This window comes from Paenibacillus sp. FW126-R14, from assembly GCF_058789495.1.
Genome location: NZ_JBYTBS010000030.1, coordinates 1 through 15,123, shown reverse-complemented (window position 1 = coordinate 15,123; position 15,123 = coordinate 1). Strand labels below are relative to the sequence as shown.

17 protein-coding genes are annotated in these 15,123 nt (G+C 44.1%); 15 read left to right on the top strand and 2 right to left on the bottom strand.

Annotation, left to right across the window (positions count from 1 at the left end):
* Positions 1-58 precede the first annotated feature (58 nt).
* From AC3WRW_RS18830 to AC3WRW_RS18815, 4 genes are all read left to right on the top strand, one after another.
* Positions 59-235, top strand: a complete 177-nt coding sequence (locus AC3WRW_RS18830; RefSeq protein ID WP_492547842.1) for a hypothetical protein — start codon at positions 59-61, stop codon at positions 233-235.
* Between the two features lie 56 nt (positions 236-291).
* Complete coding sequence (locus tag AC3WRW_RS18825) at positions 292-918, top strand: hypothetical protein (protein ID WP_492547841.1); 627 nt, start codon at positions 292-294, stop codon at positions 916-918.
* A gap of 45 nt (positions 919-963) precedes the next feature.
* Positions 964-1,533 carry an SF0329 family protein gene (locus AC3WRW_RS18820; RefSeq protein ID WP_492547840.1) on the top strand — a complete coding sequence of 190 codons (570 nt, stop codon included), beginning with the start codon at positions 964-966 and terminating at the stop codon, positions 1,531-1,533.
* A gap of 190 nt (positions 1,534-1,723) precedes the next feature.
* On the top strand, positions 1,724-2,020 hold the full coding sequence (locus AC3WRW_RS18815) for a hypothetical protein (protein ID WP_492547839.1): 297 nt from the start codon (positions 1,724-1,726) through the stop codon (positions 2,018-2,020).
* Positions 2,021-2,259: 239 nt separating this feature from the next.
* Here AC3WRW_RS18815 and AC3WRW_RS18810 read toward each other — a convergent pair whose 3' ends face one another.
* Together AC3WRW_RS18810 and AC3WRW_RS18805 are read right to left on the bottom strand one after the other, a co-directional pair.
* Positions 2,260-2,952, bottom strand: a complete 693-nt coding sequence (locus AC3WRW_RS18810) for a deacylase (protein WP_492547838.1) — start codon at positions 2,950-2,952, stop codon at positions 2,260-2,262.
* 84 nt (positions 2,953-3,036) lie between these two features.
* Positions 3,037-3,777 carry a YheC/YheD family protein gene (locus AC3WRW_RS18805; protein ID WP_492547837.1) on the bottom strand — a complete coding sequence of 247 codons (741 nt, stop codon included), beginning with the start codon at positions 3,775-3,777 and terminating at the stop codon, positions 3,037-3,039.
* Positions 3,778-4,104: 327 nt separating this feature from the next.
* Between AC3WRW_RS18805 and AC3WRW_RS18800 the strand changes: the two genes are divergently transcribed.
* From AC3WRW_RS18800 to AC3WRW_RS18750, 11 genes are all read left to right on the top strand, one after another.
* A complete protein-coding gene (locus AC3WRW_RS18800) occupies positions 4,105-4,413 on the top strand; it encodes a PadR family transcriptional regulator (protein WP_492547893.1) in 309 nt (102 codons plus the stop codon).
* Entirely contained in the window at positions 4,410-4,757 is a 348-nt protein-coding gene (locus AC3WRW_RS18795; RefSeq protein ID WP_492547836.1) for a DUF1048 domain-containing protein, read from the top strand. Before AC3WRW_RS18800 ends, AC3WRW_RS18795 begins: the two co-directional genes overlap by 4 nt.
* A 12-nt stretch (positions 4,758-4,769) precedes the next feature.
* Positions 4,770-5,120 (top strand): DUF1048 domain-containing protein, encoded by a 351-nt coding sequence (locus AC3WRW_RS18790; RefSeq protein ID WP_492547835.1) that lies wholly within the window; start codon positions 4,770-4,772, stop codon positions 5,118-5,120.
* Positions 5,121-5,135: 15 nt separating this feature from the next.
* Positions 5,136-5,894 (top strand): ABC transporter ATP-binding protein, encoded by a 759-nt coding sequence (locus tag AC3WRW_RS18785; RefSeq protein WP_492547834.1) that lies wholly within the window; start codon positions 5,136-5,138, stop codon positions 5,892-5,894.
* The gene (locus AC3WRW_RS18780; RefSeq protein ID WP_492547833.1) at positions 5,895-6,665 is read left to right on the top strand and encodes an ABC transporter permease; all 771 of its coding nucleotides are present in this window, start codon (positions 5,895-5,897) and stop codon (positions 6,663-6,665) included.
* Between the two features lie 186 nt (positions 6,666-6,851).
* The gene (locus AC3WRW_RS18775) at positions 6,852-7,355 is read left to right on the top strand and encodes a GNAT family N-acetyltransferase (RefSeq protein WP_492547832.1); all 504 of its coding nucleotides are present in this window, start codon (positions 6,852-6,854) and stop codon (positions 7,353-7,355) included.
* 12 nt (positions 7,356-7,367) lie between these two features.
* The gene (locus AC3WRW_RS18770; protein ID WP_492547831.1) at positions 7,368-7,823 is read left to right on the top strand and encodes a DinB family protein; all 456 of its coding nucleotides are present in this window, start codon (positions 7,368-7,370) and stop codon (positions 7,821-7,823) included.
* A 176-nt stretch (positions 7,824-7,999) separates the two neighbouring features.
* Positions 8,000-10,687, top strand: coding sequence for a hypothetical protein (locus tag AC3WRW_RS18765; protein ID WP_492547830.1), 2,688 nt, complete (start codon positions 8,000-8,002; stop codon positions 10,685-10,687).
* 246 nt (positions 10,688-10,933) lie between these two features.
* Positions 10,934-11,461 (top strand): sigma-70 family RNA polymerase sigma factor, encoded by a 528-nt coding sequence (locus tag AC3WRW_RS18760; protein WP_492547829.1) that lies wholly within the window; start codon positions 10,934-10,936, stop codon positions 11,459-11,461.
* The gene (locus AC3WRW_RS18755) at positions 11,445-12,860 is read left to right on the top strand and encodes a DUF4179 domain-containing protein (protein WP_492547828.1); all 1,416 of its coding nucleotides are present in this window, start codon (positions 11,445-11,447) and stop codon (positions 12,858-12,860) included. Before AC3WRW_RS18760 ends, AC3WRW_RS18755 begins: the two co-directional genes overlap by 17 nt.
* Before the next feature lie 432 nt (positions 12,861-13,292).
* Entirely contained in the window at positions 13,293-14,996 is a 1,704-nt protein-coding gene (locus AC3WRW_RS18750; protein ID WP_492547827.1) for a P-loop domain-containing protein, read from the top strand.
* Positions 14,997-15,123 lie beyond the last annotated feature (127 nt).

The following is a 15,123-nucleotide window of genomic DNA, read 5'->3' as shown; positions in this document are numbered from 1 at the left end:
GGGTCCACGGTATCCGTGGGCCATTTTTGACTTTGGACGTTGCTCCGGGAGGTATACCATGATGAAAACTACAGCCGCCGATCGAGTGAAGCTCGCACCGGGATTTTGGTCCAGTTTACGCCTACTAGAGATATCTCCTCAAGCCACTCCTAACTATGGAGTGGTTTCTTTGTTAGCTTACTTGGTTATGGAAAAAAATCGCGTAGAACAATTTAATGTAGCACATTTACCCTAAATCATATAAGGTTATTTAATAAAACGAGTTGCCTCAACCTCAAAGGAGATAAACCGATGATCATAATCGACAAATTAGCAACGTCACTGGGCCGCAAAGACGAAGTTCCTAATCAGGAACTGGCGAAAGAAATAGCCGACCGCGAGGATCGGGAAGCTGTGAAAGAGCTTGTTGATCACTTGCTGCATAACAAAGATAAGAACATTCAAAGCGATTGCATTAAAGTTCTCTATGAAATTGGAGATCTCAAACCGTCTTTAGTTGCCGCATTCAGCAAAGAGTTTGTAACTTTGCTTGATCATGGGAACAATCGACTTGTTTGGGGGGCTATGACAGCGTTAGATGCGATAACTCTTGAAAATCCGGAAGTCATCTATACAGCACTTGCAAAAATTGTTGACGTTGCGGACAAAGGCTCGGTGATCACCAAAGATCACGGAATCAATATCCTGATTAAACTATGTTCGGTCAAAGCCTATGCGGATCATGCATTCGCATTGCTCATTGAACAGCTTAAGAGATGTCCGACTAATCAACTTCCCATGTATGCGGAGAATGCAACATCCATCGTCAACGATACAAACAAAGCCTCTTTCATAAAGACTCTTTACGCACGACTCGACGATATTGAAAAGGATACAAAACGAAAGCGAGTGGAGAAACTGATAAAGAAATGGAGTTGATTTAATCAACTTTAAAGCATAGAACATAGGAGGATTTAGGAGTACATGTCCTGGAGTAAATTGAAACAAAATCTGGAGAGCTTTCTGTGTCCCGCGTTACATGGAAGGGTCGAATACCGCGCAACCTCCTACCGTTATTTACTTGATAAGGCTGGAATTTGTTATATTGCGGTCGATAAAAAGAACGTACTTAATATGAGTGATAATACAAATTTAATCCGATGGTATCAGACTGAGCAGGAAATTAAGAATGATTCAAATATCCAAATACCTATCAGCAATGAAGAAATTGAAGCAGTCAGAAAAGATACTAAGGGGACAGTTCCGGAGGAACGTCTAATCGTAATCGCAAGAAATAAAAAAATAGCAGAATATGCCAAGGACCTGTTGTCGGCGCAATCATCATTAAGTAAATCAAACTTTATCGAGGCAGCTCATAAGTTTTTATCCACTTCTATAGAGGAAAGCTTAGAGAGCCACGAGATCTTATTGAATATTCTAGCTTTGGTGGACAGACGAGTCGGGAAAAAGCGAATTGTAAACATGTCCGAGAAGATAAAGTTGAAGCATCCAAGTGTACAGTATTTTTATGAACTACGGCGCAGCACGCTATGAAAATAAGTATTTCATTTTAAAATGTGATTTACCAAGTGGTATTTTGGCATTCTGGTTATTGACGTATTCATTGTTGGAATATGCGTTTACTTTATGAGCCAATTGCTTGGAGACTCAGGCGAGATGTGATGTTTGGCAGATATCAAGCAAAAACTCCAGCCGATGGAGGATTATCAACGGGGAAACGTACATGTGGTGGACATTCATTGGTTTATTAATAAGTATTTTGGCCTTCTTCGTATTTCTTATCCTCGGCATCATATCGTTGATTAGAAGAGATGGGAAAGCGAAGAAAAAGTTTATATCTGCGGTTATCAGTTTAGCAGTATTTCTAAGAATTCTAATCAAGATCTCTTCGCAAGACGAGGATACAATTTCTACCGGCGATGCATCGTTTCAATCATCAGCATTACTATCTGGGAAAAAAGAAGGCATATGGGAATATGATGCTGCCATTCTGCCTGAATTTTTGTCCGGAAAACAATAGTGCAAATACTAGGGAGCAGACCGCCGAGGCAGCTGCTCTTTTTGTTATTTAGCGATGGGGCACGGTAAGGAAGTTACATTTTTTATTATGTTAGGGTTTGTTTTCATGGCTTTGCTGAATATTAATTCAACCTTGCAAAAGATACTTGCAAAAATGAATAATGACAAAGCACCCGAAGATAGATAATGCACTTACGAAGAACGTTCGTTCCACAGGCCCGATCCATACGTTGTTTTCGCTCACACACTTCCACGCTCGATCATGTTTGCTTCAGCTAACAGGCATTCCAATATTTTCATCTGATAATTTATTCGGATCGCCATAGGCAGACTCCAGCACGTTTCGGCGGTAACTGCTTTTGCTTTCAACAAGCGATATGCAGCCTGGCGGCCAGAGCCTGGTAATTTGCGCAAGCGCACTTTAAACTTTCTTGATTTTTGAACAATAGATCGATTCAAATGCGCTGTTATTCGCTTGACCGTAGGAATCGCAGTACTATTAGGATTTGCAATCAATGTCTGTCCTAACGCTTTTGGACTTAATTGGGATAAACCGTTGGCTTCATGTAAATCAACATACCACGATGGCTGAATTTGCTTAGCTAATTGAAATAGTGCAGCTGACAGCGGATGACGGGCAGATTCTTTCCTTTTTCGCGGAAATGTCCGGTTCAGATCGGGAATCCCCCTAATTCGCCTCTTGTATGCCTGACGATTGACGATCGGTACAATCACCAATGTTCCGTGTTTGATTTGGAGTCTGCTTTCCTTCAGCAGACGTATAAGTTTATTAGCCGCGCGTATACTGGCAATTTCCTTACCGTGAACTCCGGCAGTTATCATCATCGTTTGTCCTGGTGAGCTTCCGTTAACGACATAAAAAGGGGTTTCGAACCTGGTGGCTTTTGCCAACAGGTGTTTTTTTATTTGCATAAATGAATCACATCCCCGGTATTTCTAAAGTAGGCGCCAATCCACATCTACTGTTGGACTGAGAAGGGTGTACTAATTTACTGCTCATCTTTTCATTTTTGAGTATCTGAGAATCCTTTGGTACATCGTTTTGTTTTTCAATGTGTTAAAGATGCTCATGTCGGGCTGAGTGTTAATCTCCAAGACCCAAGGTTTCATTTTATGATCAATGGCTATATCAACTCCGAAGGCTCGTTTGCTTTTATAACTTTTGCCAAGAACAGCGCTTGCTTCCTTCCCTAAACTCTCAAGAGATTGAATATACTGTTTCCGCGGTTCGTCATTCAGATGCGGCTTGAGCAAGGTATCGATAGGCAAGGGAGTTCCACCCGAATGATAATTCGTTACTATTTTATTCCGCTTTGCTTGTCTTCCAATAATCCCGGTAACGTCCAATGTTCCTTTTTCATTCTTTTGCAACATAACCCTGATATCAAACGGACGATTTTTATATTTCAACAATATAATTCTTTCTTGAACGATATATTTATCTCTAATTAGTTTCCTTTGAAGCGTATGAAATAAGACATGTAATGAGTTAAAATTACGTACTTGCGATCCGGTGTGTAAAACAAAGTTATTTTTCCCCTCAGTAAGTTTATAGATCCCGTGTCCGCCTGTTCCCTCATCAGGTTTTAAGTAAACTGCTCCATACAATCTCAGCATGGTTTTTATGTTAGACAAAGTTGCTTTTCGGGTGTCCGGTAAAAAAGTGCTTATCTTTTTATATTTTTTCATGAAAATGTACTTTCCTAATTTCCCCATTTTGTATTTTACCTTTTTCACATGATCAACCTCCAATTGCTTTCATATTCACCAACACAACAATTTTCAATCGAGCGGATGCATTGAGTCACATGTACTATGGTATACAGTTGGTGTTTACCTGGAACGGCTTCTACCTAATGCTCACCTGCATTAATAACTATGGAGATAATAATAACGCTGCAGTATTAAACGAATGGACAGGGCAGTTGAAAATGTATATCCATGTCAGGGCGAGCGCTATTGACAAATCAACTACTGCGTGTTAATTTATAGTGGTAGTAAGTAATACTGCATACCAGTCGTACAGAATAGCAAAGGGTGATTGTGCTGGAAAACTTAACAGAAATGCTCAAAGGCGTGCTTGAGGGCTGTGTCCTTGAAATTATTAGCCGCAAAGAAACCTACGGATACGAAATCACGCGGCAGTTGAACGCCCTCGGCTTCACAGATGTTGTGGAAGGAACGGTATACACGATCCTGATCCGGCTTGAAAAAAACAAGTTGGTGGAGATCACCAAGAAGCCCTCCGACATGGGACCGCCGCGAAAGTTTTTCGCGATCAACGATGCGGGGCGTGAGGAGCTGCGGAAGATATGGGAAAAATGGGAGTTCGTATCATCAAAAATTAATGAGTTAAAGGAGAAAGAACTATGAATTTTTGGGAAAAAATCACCGGAAGCGACATGACCAAAGAATTTAAGACGTTTGAATCGCGTGTCAAAAAGCTGCCGGCTGATTATCAAGCGGCATGGGAAAAAATTAATGTCCATCTTTGGCCGCACTCCGATTTCACCGGTCGTAATCTCATGCCAATTCTTGACGGTGTGCTTGGTCTGCTGGAAGAATCGGCGGCGGACGGTCAGAGTGTTCAAGAGGTTTTGGGTGACGATATCAAAGGCTTCTGTTCAGCGCTGGCTGGCGAAGAAGGGGCAAAATCTCTACGCGACAAGTGGCGCGAGCAGCTCAAAAATAATATCGCTAAAAAATTAGGCAAATAGGAGGCGGATAAAATGAAAATACGGGATATTATCGAAGGCAAAAAAGAGTGGCGAGCACACGTGGCGCGTGTCAAAGCGCTCCCGCAAGATTATCAGATTGTTTATAAGGAGATGCAAAAATATTTCTTTAAGGTCGGCCCTCTCGAGCTGACTGAGGGGACGGGGTTGCTCTCGGGGATTATCGATCTTTTTGAAGAAGGAGCGGCCGTGGGGAAAGGCGTACTCGAAGTGACGGGCAGTGACGTAGCGGCTTTCTGCGACGATTTAATTAAAGATTCCAAAACTTACGCTGATCTTTATCAAGAATCTGTTGGCCAAGAAGTTAACAAGGCTATGAAAAAGGTTACGGATAAGAAAAAGTAAAAGGGGGACGCCGCGATGGAAAAAGCCATTGAAGTGAAAGGTCTGCGAAAGTCTTTCAAGGACACAGAAGTCCTAAAAGGCGTCGATTTTGAAGTGAAGCGGGGAGAAATTTACGCCCTGCTTGGCTCCAACGGAGCGGGCAAGACGACGATTGTCAGAATTCTCACCACGCTGCTCAAACAGGATGGAGGCACCGCCGTCGTAAACGGATTTGATGTCGCGTCAAAACCCGGGAATGTGCGGCGTGCGATCAGTCTGACCGGGCAATTTGCGGCGGTGGATGAGGTTTTGACCGGGCGGGAAAATTTGATCATGATTGCCAAACTGCGGCATCTGGAGCAACCGCGTCAAGCTGCCGACGATTTGCTGAAACGTTTCGGACTAACTGACGCGGCGGACCGTAAGCCATCTACTTATTCGGGTGGCATGCGCCGCAGGCTTGACATTGCCTTGAGCCTTGTGGGCAAACCGCCGATCCTTTTCCTCGACGAGCCAACCACAGGACTTGACCCTGAGGCGCGTATCGAGGTTTGGAAGATTGTTAAGGAGCTTGCCGACGGCGGCACGACGGTATTCCTGACCACGCAGTATTTGGAGGAAGCCGAGCAGCTTGCTGACCGAATTGCCATTTTGCATGAGGGCAGGATTATCGCCGGCGGTACGCTAGCGGAACTGAAAAAGCTGTTCCCGAAAGCGAAGGTAGAGTATGTTGAGAAACAGCCGACTTTGGAGGAAGTATTCCTCGCAATCATCGGTAAAAAGGAGGCCATGTAAATGGAGGAGGCAAAAAATCATTTTTTCAGCGACATGAGCGTTATGCTGGGACGTTCCATGCGCCATATTTTCCGCAGTATGGACACCATCTTCACGGTTTGCCTCACTCCGATTGCCATGATGCTGCTGTTCGTTTATGTGTTTGGCGGCGCAATCCAAACGGGTACGGATAACTATGTCAACTACCTGCTGCCTGGCATACTGCTTATGGCGATTGCCAGCGGGGTGGCTTACGTGGCTTACCGTCTGTTTATGGATAAACAGCGGGGCATCATTGAGCGGTTCAACTCCATGCCGATTGCTCGTTCCACTGTCCTATGGGGGCACGTGCTGACCTCGGTTGTATCCAACGTCATTTCTGTCGTCGTCATCATTCTCGTTGCGCTCATTATGGGCTTTCGCTCGTCGGCAGGGGTGCTGTCTTGGCTCGCCGCAGCCGGTATACTCTTGCTATTTACGCTGGCTTTGACTTGGATCGCGGTCATTGCCGGACTGTCCGCAAAAACGATGGAAGGTGCAAGCGCCTTCTCCTATCCGTTAATCTTCCTGCCGTTTATCAGTTCGGCCTTCGTGCCGACCGATTCGATGCCGAAAGTCGTTCGGGCATTTGCTGAAAATCAGCCGGTAACCTCTATCGTAGAAACCATCCGTGCCTTATTATCAAGTCAGCCGGTAGGCAATGAGATCTGGGTCGCTTTAGCATGGTGCTTAGGGATAATGATCGTCGCCTATTTTTTTGCGGTGCGCGCATACAATCGGTTTGCAGCTTAGTATTGTTTGTGGCCAACCGGGAAAGTTACAAAGAAACTTTTTTTTGATCATTGTCACAGATAGGTTCCTTCAGTTGTCTTCTTTAATACACAGATGCTGAAGAAGCAGCTTCAAAACTTGCGGTCAATGAGCGACCTCCTAGATGGGCTTTTTGAGCAATGACCTCGTGAACAGGAGGAAAATATCATGAATATTCGGGTTTTGGATGAGCACGATGCTAGTTTGTACCAAGAATTGCGATTAAGGGCCCTGAAAATCAACCCCGAGGCTTTCGGCTCTACTTACGAGCGAGAAGTAGAATTTTCACTGGAAACTGTAATTGAGCGAATCAAACCAACAAAAGACAAGTTTGTCCTTGGGGCTTTTGAGGATCGTGGTTCGCTTGTTGGAATCGTAGCTTTTGTACGGGAGAGCGGTTTAAAAACTGCGCATAAAAGTAATGTTTTTGGAATGTTTGTGGCACCAGAAAAGAGTGGGCAAGGTTTGGGAAAATCACTCATGCTTGAACTGATTAGAAAAGCAAGAGATTGCGACGGGATTGAGCAAATAAACCTGGCAGTTGTATCTGAAAATGACATTGCAAAAAAACTGTACAATTCTTTAGGGTTTAAGGTTTATGGTGTGGAACAAAGAGCTTTAAAGTACAACGGTAAATATTTTGATGAGGATTATATGGTTCTAAGACTGTGAGGGGAAACCAATATGAAGACGATCAAATGCATGATGGACCACCTGTACTGGGCGGACGGACGTATCTTGGACGCGCTTGAGAAGAGTGAGACGAAGAACAAGGACCTCCTGAAGCTGGTTCGACACGTGGCGGTCGCGGAACGAGTCTGGCTTTCCCGATTGCAGGGCAAGGGCAGCGCGCAATATTCGTTGTGGGAGGAAGCGGAAGAACTGGCGGCGATCCGGACGATGTTCGAAGAAAACGCCGAGCAATACCGTGTCTATATCGAAGGGCTCGAGGAATCCAAGTTGGACGAGATGATCAACTACGCAAACCAGAGTGGGGTTCCGTTCCAAACGTCCGTACGAGACATTCTGTTGCAGGTTCTCTTACATGGGCAATACCATAGAGGACAGATTAACCGTGCACTTCGGATCGAATCGGCAGATCCTGCACAAATCGATTATATTACGTTCGCTAGGCTCTAACACTAGCATCTAATAAAGAAGCACTCTCAGATGAGGGTGTTTTTTTGATCTCTTTTTTCGTTGCTTATGGTAAATTTCCATGTAATAATAGGGTTGCCCTTTTTAAAGGAAAAATTACCCAAATGAAGAAGACCGAGGGACATCGTTACATTCTCCAAGGAGGCTGCATATATCTCATGGTGATACATCGACATCCGATTACTTCTCAATCAATCCAATCGAAACCATTAAACGAATCGAAACCTACGGAATCCAGTACCCGCTTTTTGACACAAGAGTTATCTACCTCCGCCCCTGGAAGCATCCATCGTCTGCATCGCATGTTTGGAAATCAAGCAGTGCAGCGTATGTTCGGCAATCAGTCTTCACAGCCCGTGGTGCAGCGGTCGAATGAGCTTATGATTCAACGTTATGAAGAATCAGACGTCGAGGATATGATGAAAAATATGTATAAAGTTAATAAGGAGGATAAGAATTATCGCGAGACGGAACAGAATGTGAATACGATTCTAAGTATCGCCGAGGAAACCGGGTTCTTAGATGAAGTCAAGGAAATGGCGAACAGCGGCCTCGTTCTCAATCCTGACGGTTTCTATAAAACAATTACGGCATTTAACGCGAAGGCGAAAGCCGGCAAGAAGAAAACGGATACGAAAGAGGATAACACGAGGTCCAGCAAAGGTTTTATTCGGGAGATTCTGTTTGCTTTAGAGCAAATCAAAGACGGAAACCAGGTGCAATTCGGTACAATGGGTCCGGATCCGCTCGCTGATAAGCTGAAGGAATCGGGCCGGGATAAGGAGGCCGAGGCTATTGCTTCCGACTCAATAGATCTCGGTTATGAATGGGGCGGAGACACGGTTGTCTGGGGCAAGGACACGGTGGAAACGAGGCAGCACAAAGTTATTGAAGGAGAGAAGTCGGAAACGTTTGAAAAGGAACTGATCAAAGCCGTCAAGCAATTGGACGGGCAAAATGGCGAGGTAGCAATCAAGGATTCGGTGCGGATCGCCGATCTGGTTATCATGCAGGGTAATGAACTAAATAAGAGAGAGGCCGAGTTTATCCGCGAACTGATCGAGACTTCGCTGAAAAAGAATACTTTCCGCAAAAAGTCTTTATACGCTTTCGTAGATTCTGTGCAAGTCACTACGTCTAAACTTGGGCAGGTCGATTACAGGATCAATAAGGAAACGGGGGATGTCACCTATGTCGGGGACAAGCCTTCAGATGTTGTGAAAGTGTTGAAGGACCGGGACCCAGCGGAAAAGATGGCCGAAGCGTACCTAGGTAAAAAGAAGCAGGCACGGAACCTGTCGTCAGAGTTAAGGGAGGCAAAAGAAAAGCTGAAATCGGCAACCGATGAAGTAGAGGACAAGCTCCTGGACGATCCTAAGGATATCCAGGAACGCATTCAATTGCTGGAGAAGGTCATTTCGATCAGGGGGGAAATGAAGAATGAGTATATGTTGAGTCTGGAAGGAGTGAAAGAAGCTGATAGTGGCATTAAAGCCTTGAAAAGGGAGAGGGGGCAATGGATCTCTAAAAAGAACAAGGAAAAGGAAAAGGGGGATGCTGACGTGAAAGAGGAAGACTGGAAGAAAGCTTTCGACACTCAGGCTCAGCAGCTGGAAAAGCATGAGGATAAGCTCAAAGAGGCGGAATTCGAGTGGGGAAAGGAGAAGTCAACAGAGAAGGACAGTTTGGAGAATGAGGAGAATCGCAAGAGGGAACTGATCACACAGATGGAGACGGTCAAGAAGTTGGTCAAGGATCAATTGAATGCCAGGAAAGACCGCAGCGAGTATATCGATAGTAAGGTCAAGGACGCTCTTAAAGAGAGGTACAAAGACGAGTATGAGGACAGCAAGGTGTCCGTACTGGATGAACGCTGGCGCACCGAAAATGAGTCAGAATACAAACTTGAGATGAAGAAGTTTCGCGAAGAATGGGAGGCGCTCCACCAAAAGGATGGGATGGCAGAGGAAGCAAGCCAGGCTGATGAACGGGAAAAGAACGGGACGGGACGAAATAAGGCAAGAAATGAACGAGCTGCGCAGAACAAAATTGAAAAGCAGTTGAAGATTTATGCCGTCAGAAAGGATTTTCAGGACATCATCTCAGCTGTTGATGCGATTATCAGCAATAGAGAATTGTGCGATACGTTAGCAGAAAATATTAGCAATATCGTGTTCGAAACCGGCAACAGTAAAGCGGTGACGAGATTGATGTCTGACGTTGCCGTGGAGCTGGAAACAGCGCAGAACGGGAAGTTGATTGATCACGTTACGCTGAAAAAGTTTACGGAAGATTTATGCGCGGGAGGGAAATATCTCAATTTTCAGGGCAATTTGGCTGAAATTCGGCATGCCAATCTGGCCACTAAGAGCATGCTGCCCGATTCGAAACCGGTGAAAATCGGCACAGAAGAATGGGACAACGATAAGCCGCAGAAGGAAGGCAAGAAGCAGGAGGTAGACGTTTCCTTTATCGACGAGAATGGCATTCTGCAGCTTCGCGAGGTGGCATGGGATATCGATACGCTGGAAGACAAGTTATATGACAAAGGGAAAGAGTCGCAGCGACAAGGCTACGCGGCTCTAATGAAGAAGAGAAGCAGCCCGCAAAACATCAATGGAGAAGATATTAAAGGCGTTCAAATGTCCTATGTGGTTGAAAAGGCTTCAGAGAGCGAGAAGGAGCTAGTTTTTACCAAAATTCCAAAAGGACAGCAAAACATCCCCGATAACCGCGGTGGTATTGCCAAATATCTTATTCAAAATGGCATGTCCCTGTATATCGGCAATGACTTATACGATCCTGAGAGGCTTGGTCAGGAGCTGAAAAGATTCAATATTCAATAGATCTGAATCGGTTAAACTCCAGCCATAAGCAATAGAAGTGAAGTTAAGGCCATCCGTAAAGGATGGCCTAAAATATGTTGGGATTGATTGTCTTCTGAATCAATGTGCGGTCAAGCGCCTGGGCTTCTTCGAACAGCGTCCGGTGAACCTTCGCGCGACCTGCGACCAATAATGGTAATATTTATTAAACAGAAAAACCGTTTAGGGGGTTCGACAGTCTAATAGAGGAAGGGAAGTGGTAAGGGAGTGGCTACAGAAGAACAGGTGATCGCAGCACAACGAGGTGACCACGAGGCGTTTCACCAATTGATTAGCTCCAAAAAGGAGAAGCTTTACTCCATTGCTTTTGCATACCTTAAAGATGAAACCGATGCGCTTGAGGTTATTCAAGAAACGACATACCGGGCCTATACCAAGCTCACAAAGTTAAAAGAGCCAAGATATTTTCATACTTGGTTAATACGAATCCTTATCCGTATTTGCATCGATGAACAGAAAAGAAAGCGTAAAGTCATGCCGTTATTTCAATTGCCCGTGCATCTTGCGGCGGATCTGGCAATGGATGACAAAATCTTTCTTGAGGTGGCCGTTGATTTACTTCCGCCTAAATTACGCCACATTATTATCCTCAAATATTACGAGGATATGACACTGTCTGAAATCGCCAACCTGTTGGAGAAGCCGGAAGGCACAGTGAAAACATGGTTGCACAAAGCATTAAATGAACTTCGGATCGCATTGCGGAAGGAGGGCGAATATGCACAACACGTCTGAGAAAGAAATCGACGCTGGAATTTCCAATCGTATTGAGGCGGCCATCGCGGCTGGTATTCGGCAGGGACAAACAGAGATCAAACGCCGAAGAGAGGAATTCAGAAGACGAATTGTGGGCTTCATTACGCTCGTTCTTGTATTGTTTTCCTGCATTTTCACAATAAAGGTCTCTCCTGTATTTGCCTCTATAATCAGAGATATCCCTGGACTTGAAAAGTTCGTTGATCTGATTAACAACTCCTACGATAAAGGAATAAAGCTAGCGGTGGACAATGAATTCATACAGACTGTAGGCATTTCCGAGGAGCATGAGGGGATGAAGTTCACGGTCCAAGGGATCATCGCGGATGACTCGCGGATGGTTGTGTTCTACGAGATTCAACTGCCTAAGGGGAATGAATCCGTTCAATTTGATGGGATAAGTCTGCTGGACACAACAGGCAAACCAATAGAGGCATCAGTCGGTTTTAATTATCCTGATGAAGTGAAGCAAGATAGCAAGAAAACGGGCATTCACCGCGGAACCTTAGATTTCGAACTTTCGCAGGGATATTCAATGTCCAACGAGGTGGTGCTGAAAGTGAATCTCCAAAAGTCAGAATCACCAAACTCGTCAAACGCTCCGAAGGAGACGATTGCAGGCGCGGAGAACACGCCAATCTCCGGGGTAGTAAGTATAGGCGGAACGGAATTCGACGTGAAAATACCGATTGATCGAGCACGGTTTGCCGGACTTCAACACGAGTACGTGCTTGGGCAGTCCATTCAGATCGAAGGTCAGAGCATCATCTTCGCCAAAGCCGTCGTTTCCCCATTGCGGGTATCTCTATATTTAGATTACGACGAGAACAATACAAAACAGATTTTCGGACCAGGTGATATCCGACTGGTCGATGACAAAGGCACCGTTTGGGGAAATACTTCGGCAAATATGGTGAAGGATCATCCTGTTTATCATTTTGAAAGTCCGTATTTTAATTCACCTAAGTCCTTGACCCTCGAAGGAAGTTGGTTTCGGGCACTTGACAAAAACCAGACTTCTATCTTAATTGACACGGAGAAAGGGCAACTGCTTCAGGCGCCGGACAGGAAGCTTGATCTATATTCGGTAACAAAAAACGATACTTACACGAAACTTGATTTTGTCCTAAAAGGACTCGACAGCACAGACAAGATGATGTATTCACTAGGTGAGGGGGAGTTCACTGATGCGGCAGGCAACCGCTATAAAGAACACGATCTTCATGAGATTATTAGAGGGTATGTGGAGGGATCAAAACCAGGAGAGCAACACTCGATGTACTATATTGCGAATCAATCTTATAAACAGCCGCTGACCTTAACCCTCAACGATTATCCTTCATACATTCGACAACCATATAAAATTCGTATTAAGTAATACTCGAAAATGCTGACAGACGATCCGCTGCTGTTATCTGGTATAAACGCAGAAACGGTTGAGGAAGTACTGCTATTAACTGTAAAAGAGCGCTTGTTAAGGTGTATTGCCAGGCATAATTAATGCTCCCATAAGTAGCATTAATTATAATCAATCTTTCCCTAGATTGCGGATGAGCTTAATGTTAGGATTGTATTGTTGCAAAAATAAATCGTAACGAGGTGAGGACAATGAAAACAAAAAAATATATGTCTTATCCTCATGCTGCTTTTTAATTATTTTTTCACGGATACATTAGGCTCTGAGGGTAAGATTCACTCTCAGGGCTTTTATATGTAGGCGGCAGGAACGTTAATCGTTCTTGCCGATCTTTGACAGCCACTTACTGAGTGGCTGTTATTTTTTTGGACAAAATTGAAAGGATGATGCTTTATGAAAAGACTCGCTCAATATTTTCGCTCCTTACAATCCGGACAGTCATCTTACAGTCTGATTTATGAAGGTTCTTATTATGATCAAGGGGGGACGATAAGTGATCCAACCTATTGGCATAACGATGTTGCCTATCTCATTGAACGGACACATAAACTCACACTCGATAAACCATGTATCACCATAAAAATACCTTTTGACCGTCTCGGCTTAGATGAAAATGTGGATGGAGTTGTTCTCGCAGATTTTGCTTTAAGAGAATGGGTTAATCATAGTGAGGCATTAAATGAATTGGTTTATAACCGGTCACGTTCCCATAAAGAAAATGGTGCTTTTTATTGTTTTCGTCCAACCAATGTGGTGTTGAAGCGAAATGCATCCTTTGTCGAAGCCGTCTCGGATAAATGGTATCTATGCATAATGATTACCGTTCAGCTGCCGTTCCAGAATCATGATAAAGCGATGCGCATGCTCTGCAAAATGCTTCCAAAAGAAGTGGAGGCGTTGATTGCTAATTGGGATCTCACCAAGCTAAATGCTGCCTATGCATTGGTAAAAAAACAAAATAGGATTCGCGAATGGCTGAAATCCAGTGAGTATTGTGCGTTTATTGCGAATGGCAGCATTTTGCCAAGAAATAAAGAGGGTAGCGGGCCACTCGAGGGTGCCTTGCCTTTTACATCACCGGAAGATGTTGAAATTGAAATTTGCGGTTTGCGAGGAATGGGAATCAAACAGGGGGTGACGGTCATCACTGGCGGTGGTTATTCGGGTAAAAGCACAATGCTGGATGCACTAAATTCGGGGATTTACAATCACAGCATAGGCGACGGACGAGAATTTGTGATTACAGATCAAAGTGCAATGGAAATATCGGCAGAGGAAGGCCGTTCCATTAGAAATATCAATATTACGCCTTTCATAAAATGGATACCTAATAGTTCGGCGGAACAGTTTTCGACGGATTACGCCTCAGGTTCCACATCTCAAGCCGCCAATATTATGGAGGCCATCAACGTTGGGTGCAAGCTGCTTCTCATTGATGAAGACAGAAGTGCGACGAATTTCATGATTCAAGACATCAAAATGCGTTCATTAATTAAGCGTGAACCCATTACACCTTTTACGGAACGTGTCAGAGAGCTTTATGAGGCTGCTGGCGTATCTTCCGTTCTTGTGATTGGAGGCAGCGGAGAATTTTTAGCCGTTGCCGATCAAATCATCCTGATGGACAATTTTGTGCCCAAAAACGTAACCGAGGAAGCAAAAAAATTATGTGAACACGAAAAACCACGTGAACGTATCCCGTTTACAAAATGGGAGATAGAAAGAAAAATAACCGCCGATCGCTTTTCGAGCTATCCACAGGGCAGTGGTACAGAAAAGCTGGTGGTTTCAACCATGGGGTACTTGATGATGGGTGATGAACAAATTGATATCCGAGGGCTTTACAATATCACCTCACATGCCCAGCTTGCGGCTATTGCCTTTTTACTTCGAAAAATCGCAGTAAGTAATCAGGATCACCTCATTTTCCTTCATGACAAAATTAAAAAAGCGCTCGAAGATATGGAAAGAGAAGGCGTGGATAGTGTATTTTCTTCCTTTTTTCCCGGTTTCGAAAGGTGGCTTGAATTACCAAGAGTGAATGAAGTATTAGCTGTCATAAATCGAATGAAGCATTTGGATTTTATTCAGGTGTAGCCTTTTGAAGATTAATAATTATGATATCTCTTTGATATAAAATTATTGGACAGTAAAATTACAATATGTGTTAAAATTTATATTATTTATGGGTGAACGGATTTATGACGATTAAACAGGTAGGATC

What these genes read in the sequence shown, in the direction of transcription:
- AC3WRW_RS18830 (WP_492547842.1), top strand. Translation starts at nt 59, where the DNA reads ATGATGAAAACTACAGCCGCCGATCGAGTGAAGCTCGCACCGGGATTT.
- AC3WRW_RS18825 (WP_492547841.1), top strand. Translation starts at nt 292, where the DNA reads ATGATCATAATCGACAAATTAGCAACGTCACTGGGCCGCAAAGACGAA.
- AC3WRW_RS18820 (WP_492547840.1), top strand. Translation starts at nt 964, where the DNA reads ATGTCCTGGAGTAAATTGAAACAAAATCTGGAGAGCTTTCTGTGTCCC.
- AC3WRW_RS18815 (WP_492547839.1), top strand. Translation starts at nt 1,724, where the DNA reads ATGTGGTGGACATTCATTGGTTTATTAATAAGTATTTTGGCCTTCTTC.
- AC3WRW_RS18810 (WP_492547838.1), bottom strand. Translation starts at nt 2,952, where the DNA reads ATGCAAATAAAAAAACACCTGTTGGCAAAAGCCACCAGGTTCGAAACC.
- AC3WRW_RS18800 (WP_492547893.1), top strand. Translation starts at nt 4,105, where the DNA reads ATGCTCAAAGGCGTGCTTGAGGGCTGTGTCCTTGAAATTATTAGCCGC.
- AC3WRW_RS18795 (WP_492547836.1), top strand. Translation starts at nt 4,410, where the DNA reads ATGAATTTTTGGGAAAAAATCACCGGAAGCGACATGACCAAAGAATTT.
- AC3WRW_RS18790 (WP_492547835.1), top strand. Translation starts at nt 4,770, where the DNA reads ATGAAAATACGGGATATTATCGAAGGCAAAAAAGAGTGGCGAGCACAC.
- AC3WRW_RS18785 (WP_492547834.1), top strand. Translation starts at nt 5,136, where the DNA reads ATGGAAAAAGCCATTGAAGTGAAAGGTCTGCGAAAGTCTTTCAAGGAC.
- AC3WRW_RS18780 (WP_492547833.1), top strand. Translation starts at nt 5,895, where the DNA reads ATGGAGGAGGCAAAAAATCATTTTTTCAGCGACATGAGCGTTATGCTG.
- AC3WRW_RS18775 (WP_492547832.1), top strand. Translation starts at nt 6,852, where the DNA reads ATGAATATTCGGGTTTTGGATGAGCACGATGCTAGTTTGTACCAAGAA.
- AC3WRW_RS18770 (WP_492547831.1), top strand. Translation starts at nt 7,368, where the DNA reads ATGAAGACGATCAAATGCATGATGGACCACCTGTACTGGGCGGACGGA.
- AC3WRW_RS18765 (WP_492547830.1), top strand. Translation starts at nt 8,000, where the DNA reads ATGGTGATACATCGACATCCGATTACTTCTCAATCAATCCAATCGAAA.
- AC3WRW_RS18755 (WP_492547828.1), top strand. Translation starts at nt 11,445, where the DNA reads ATGCACAACACGTCTGAGAAAGAAATCGACGCTGGAATTTCCAATCGT.
- AC3WRW_RS18750 (WP_492547827.1), top strand. Translation starts at nt 13,293, where the DNA reads ATGAAAAGACTCGCTCAATATTTTCGCTCCTTACAATCCGGACAGTCA.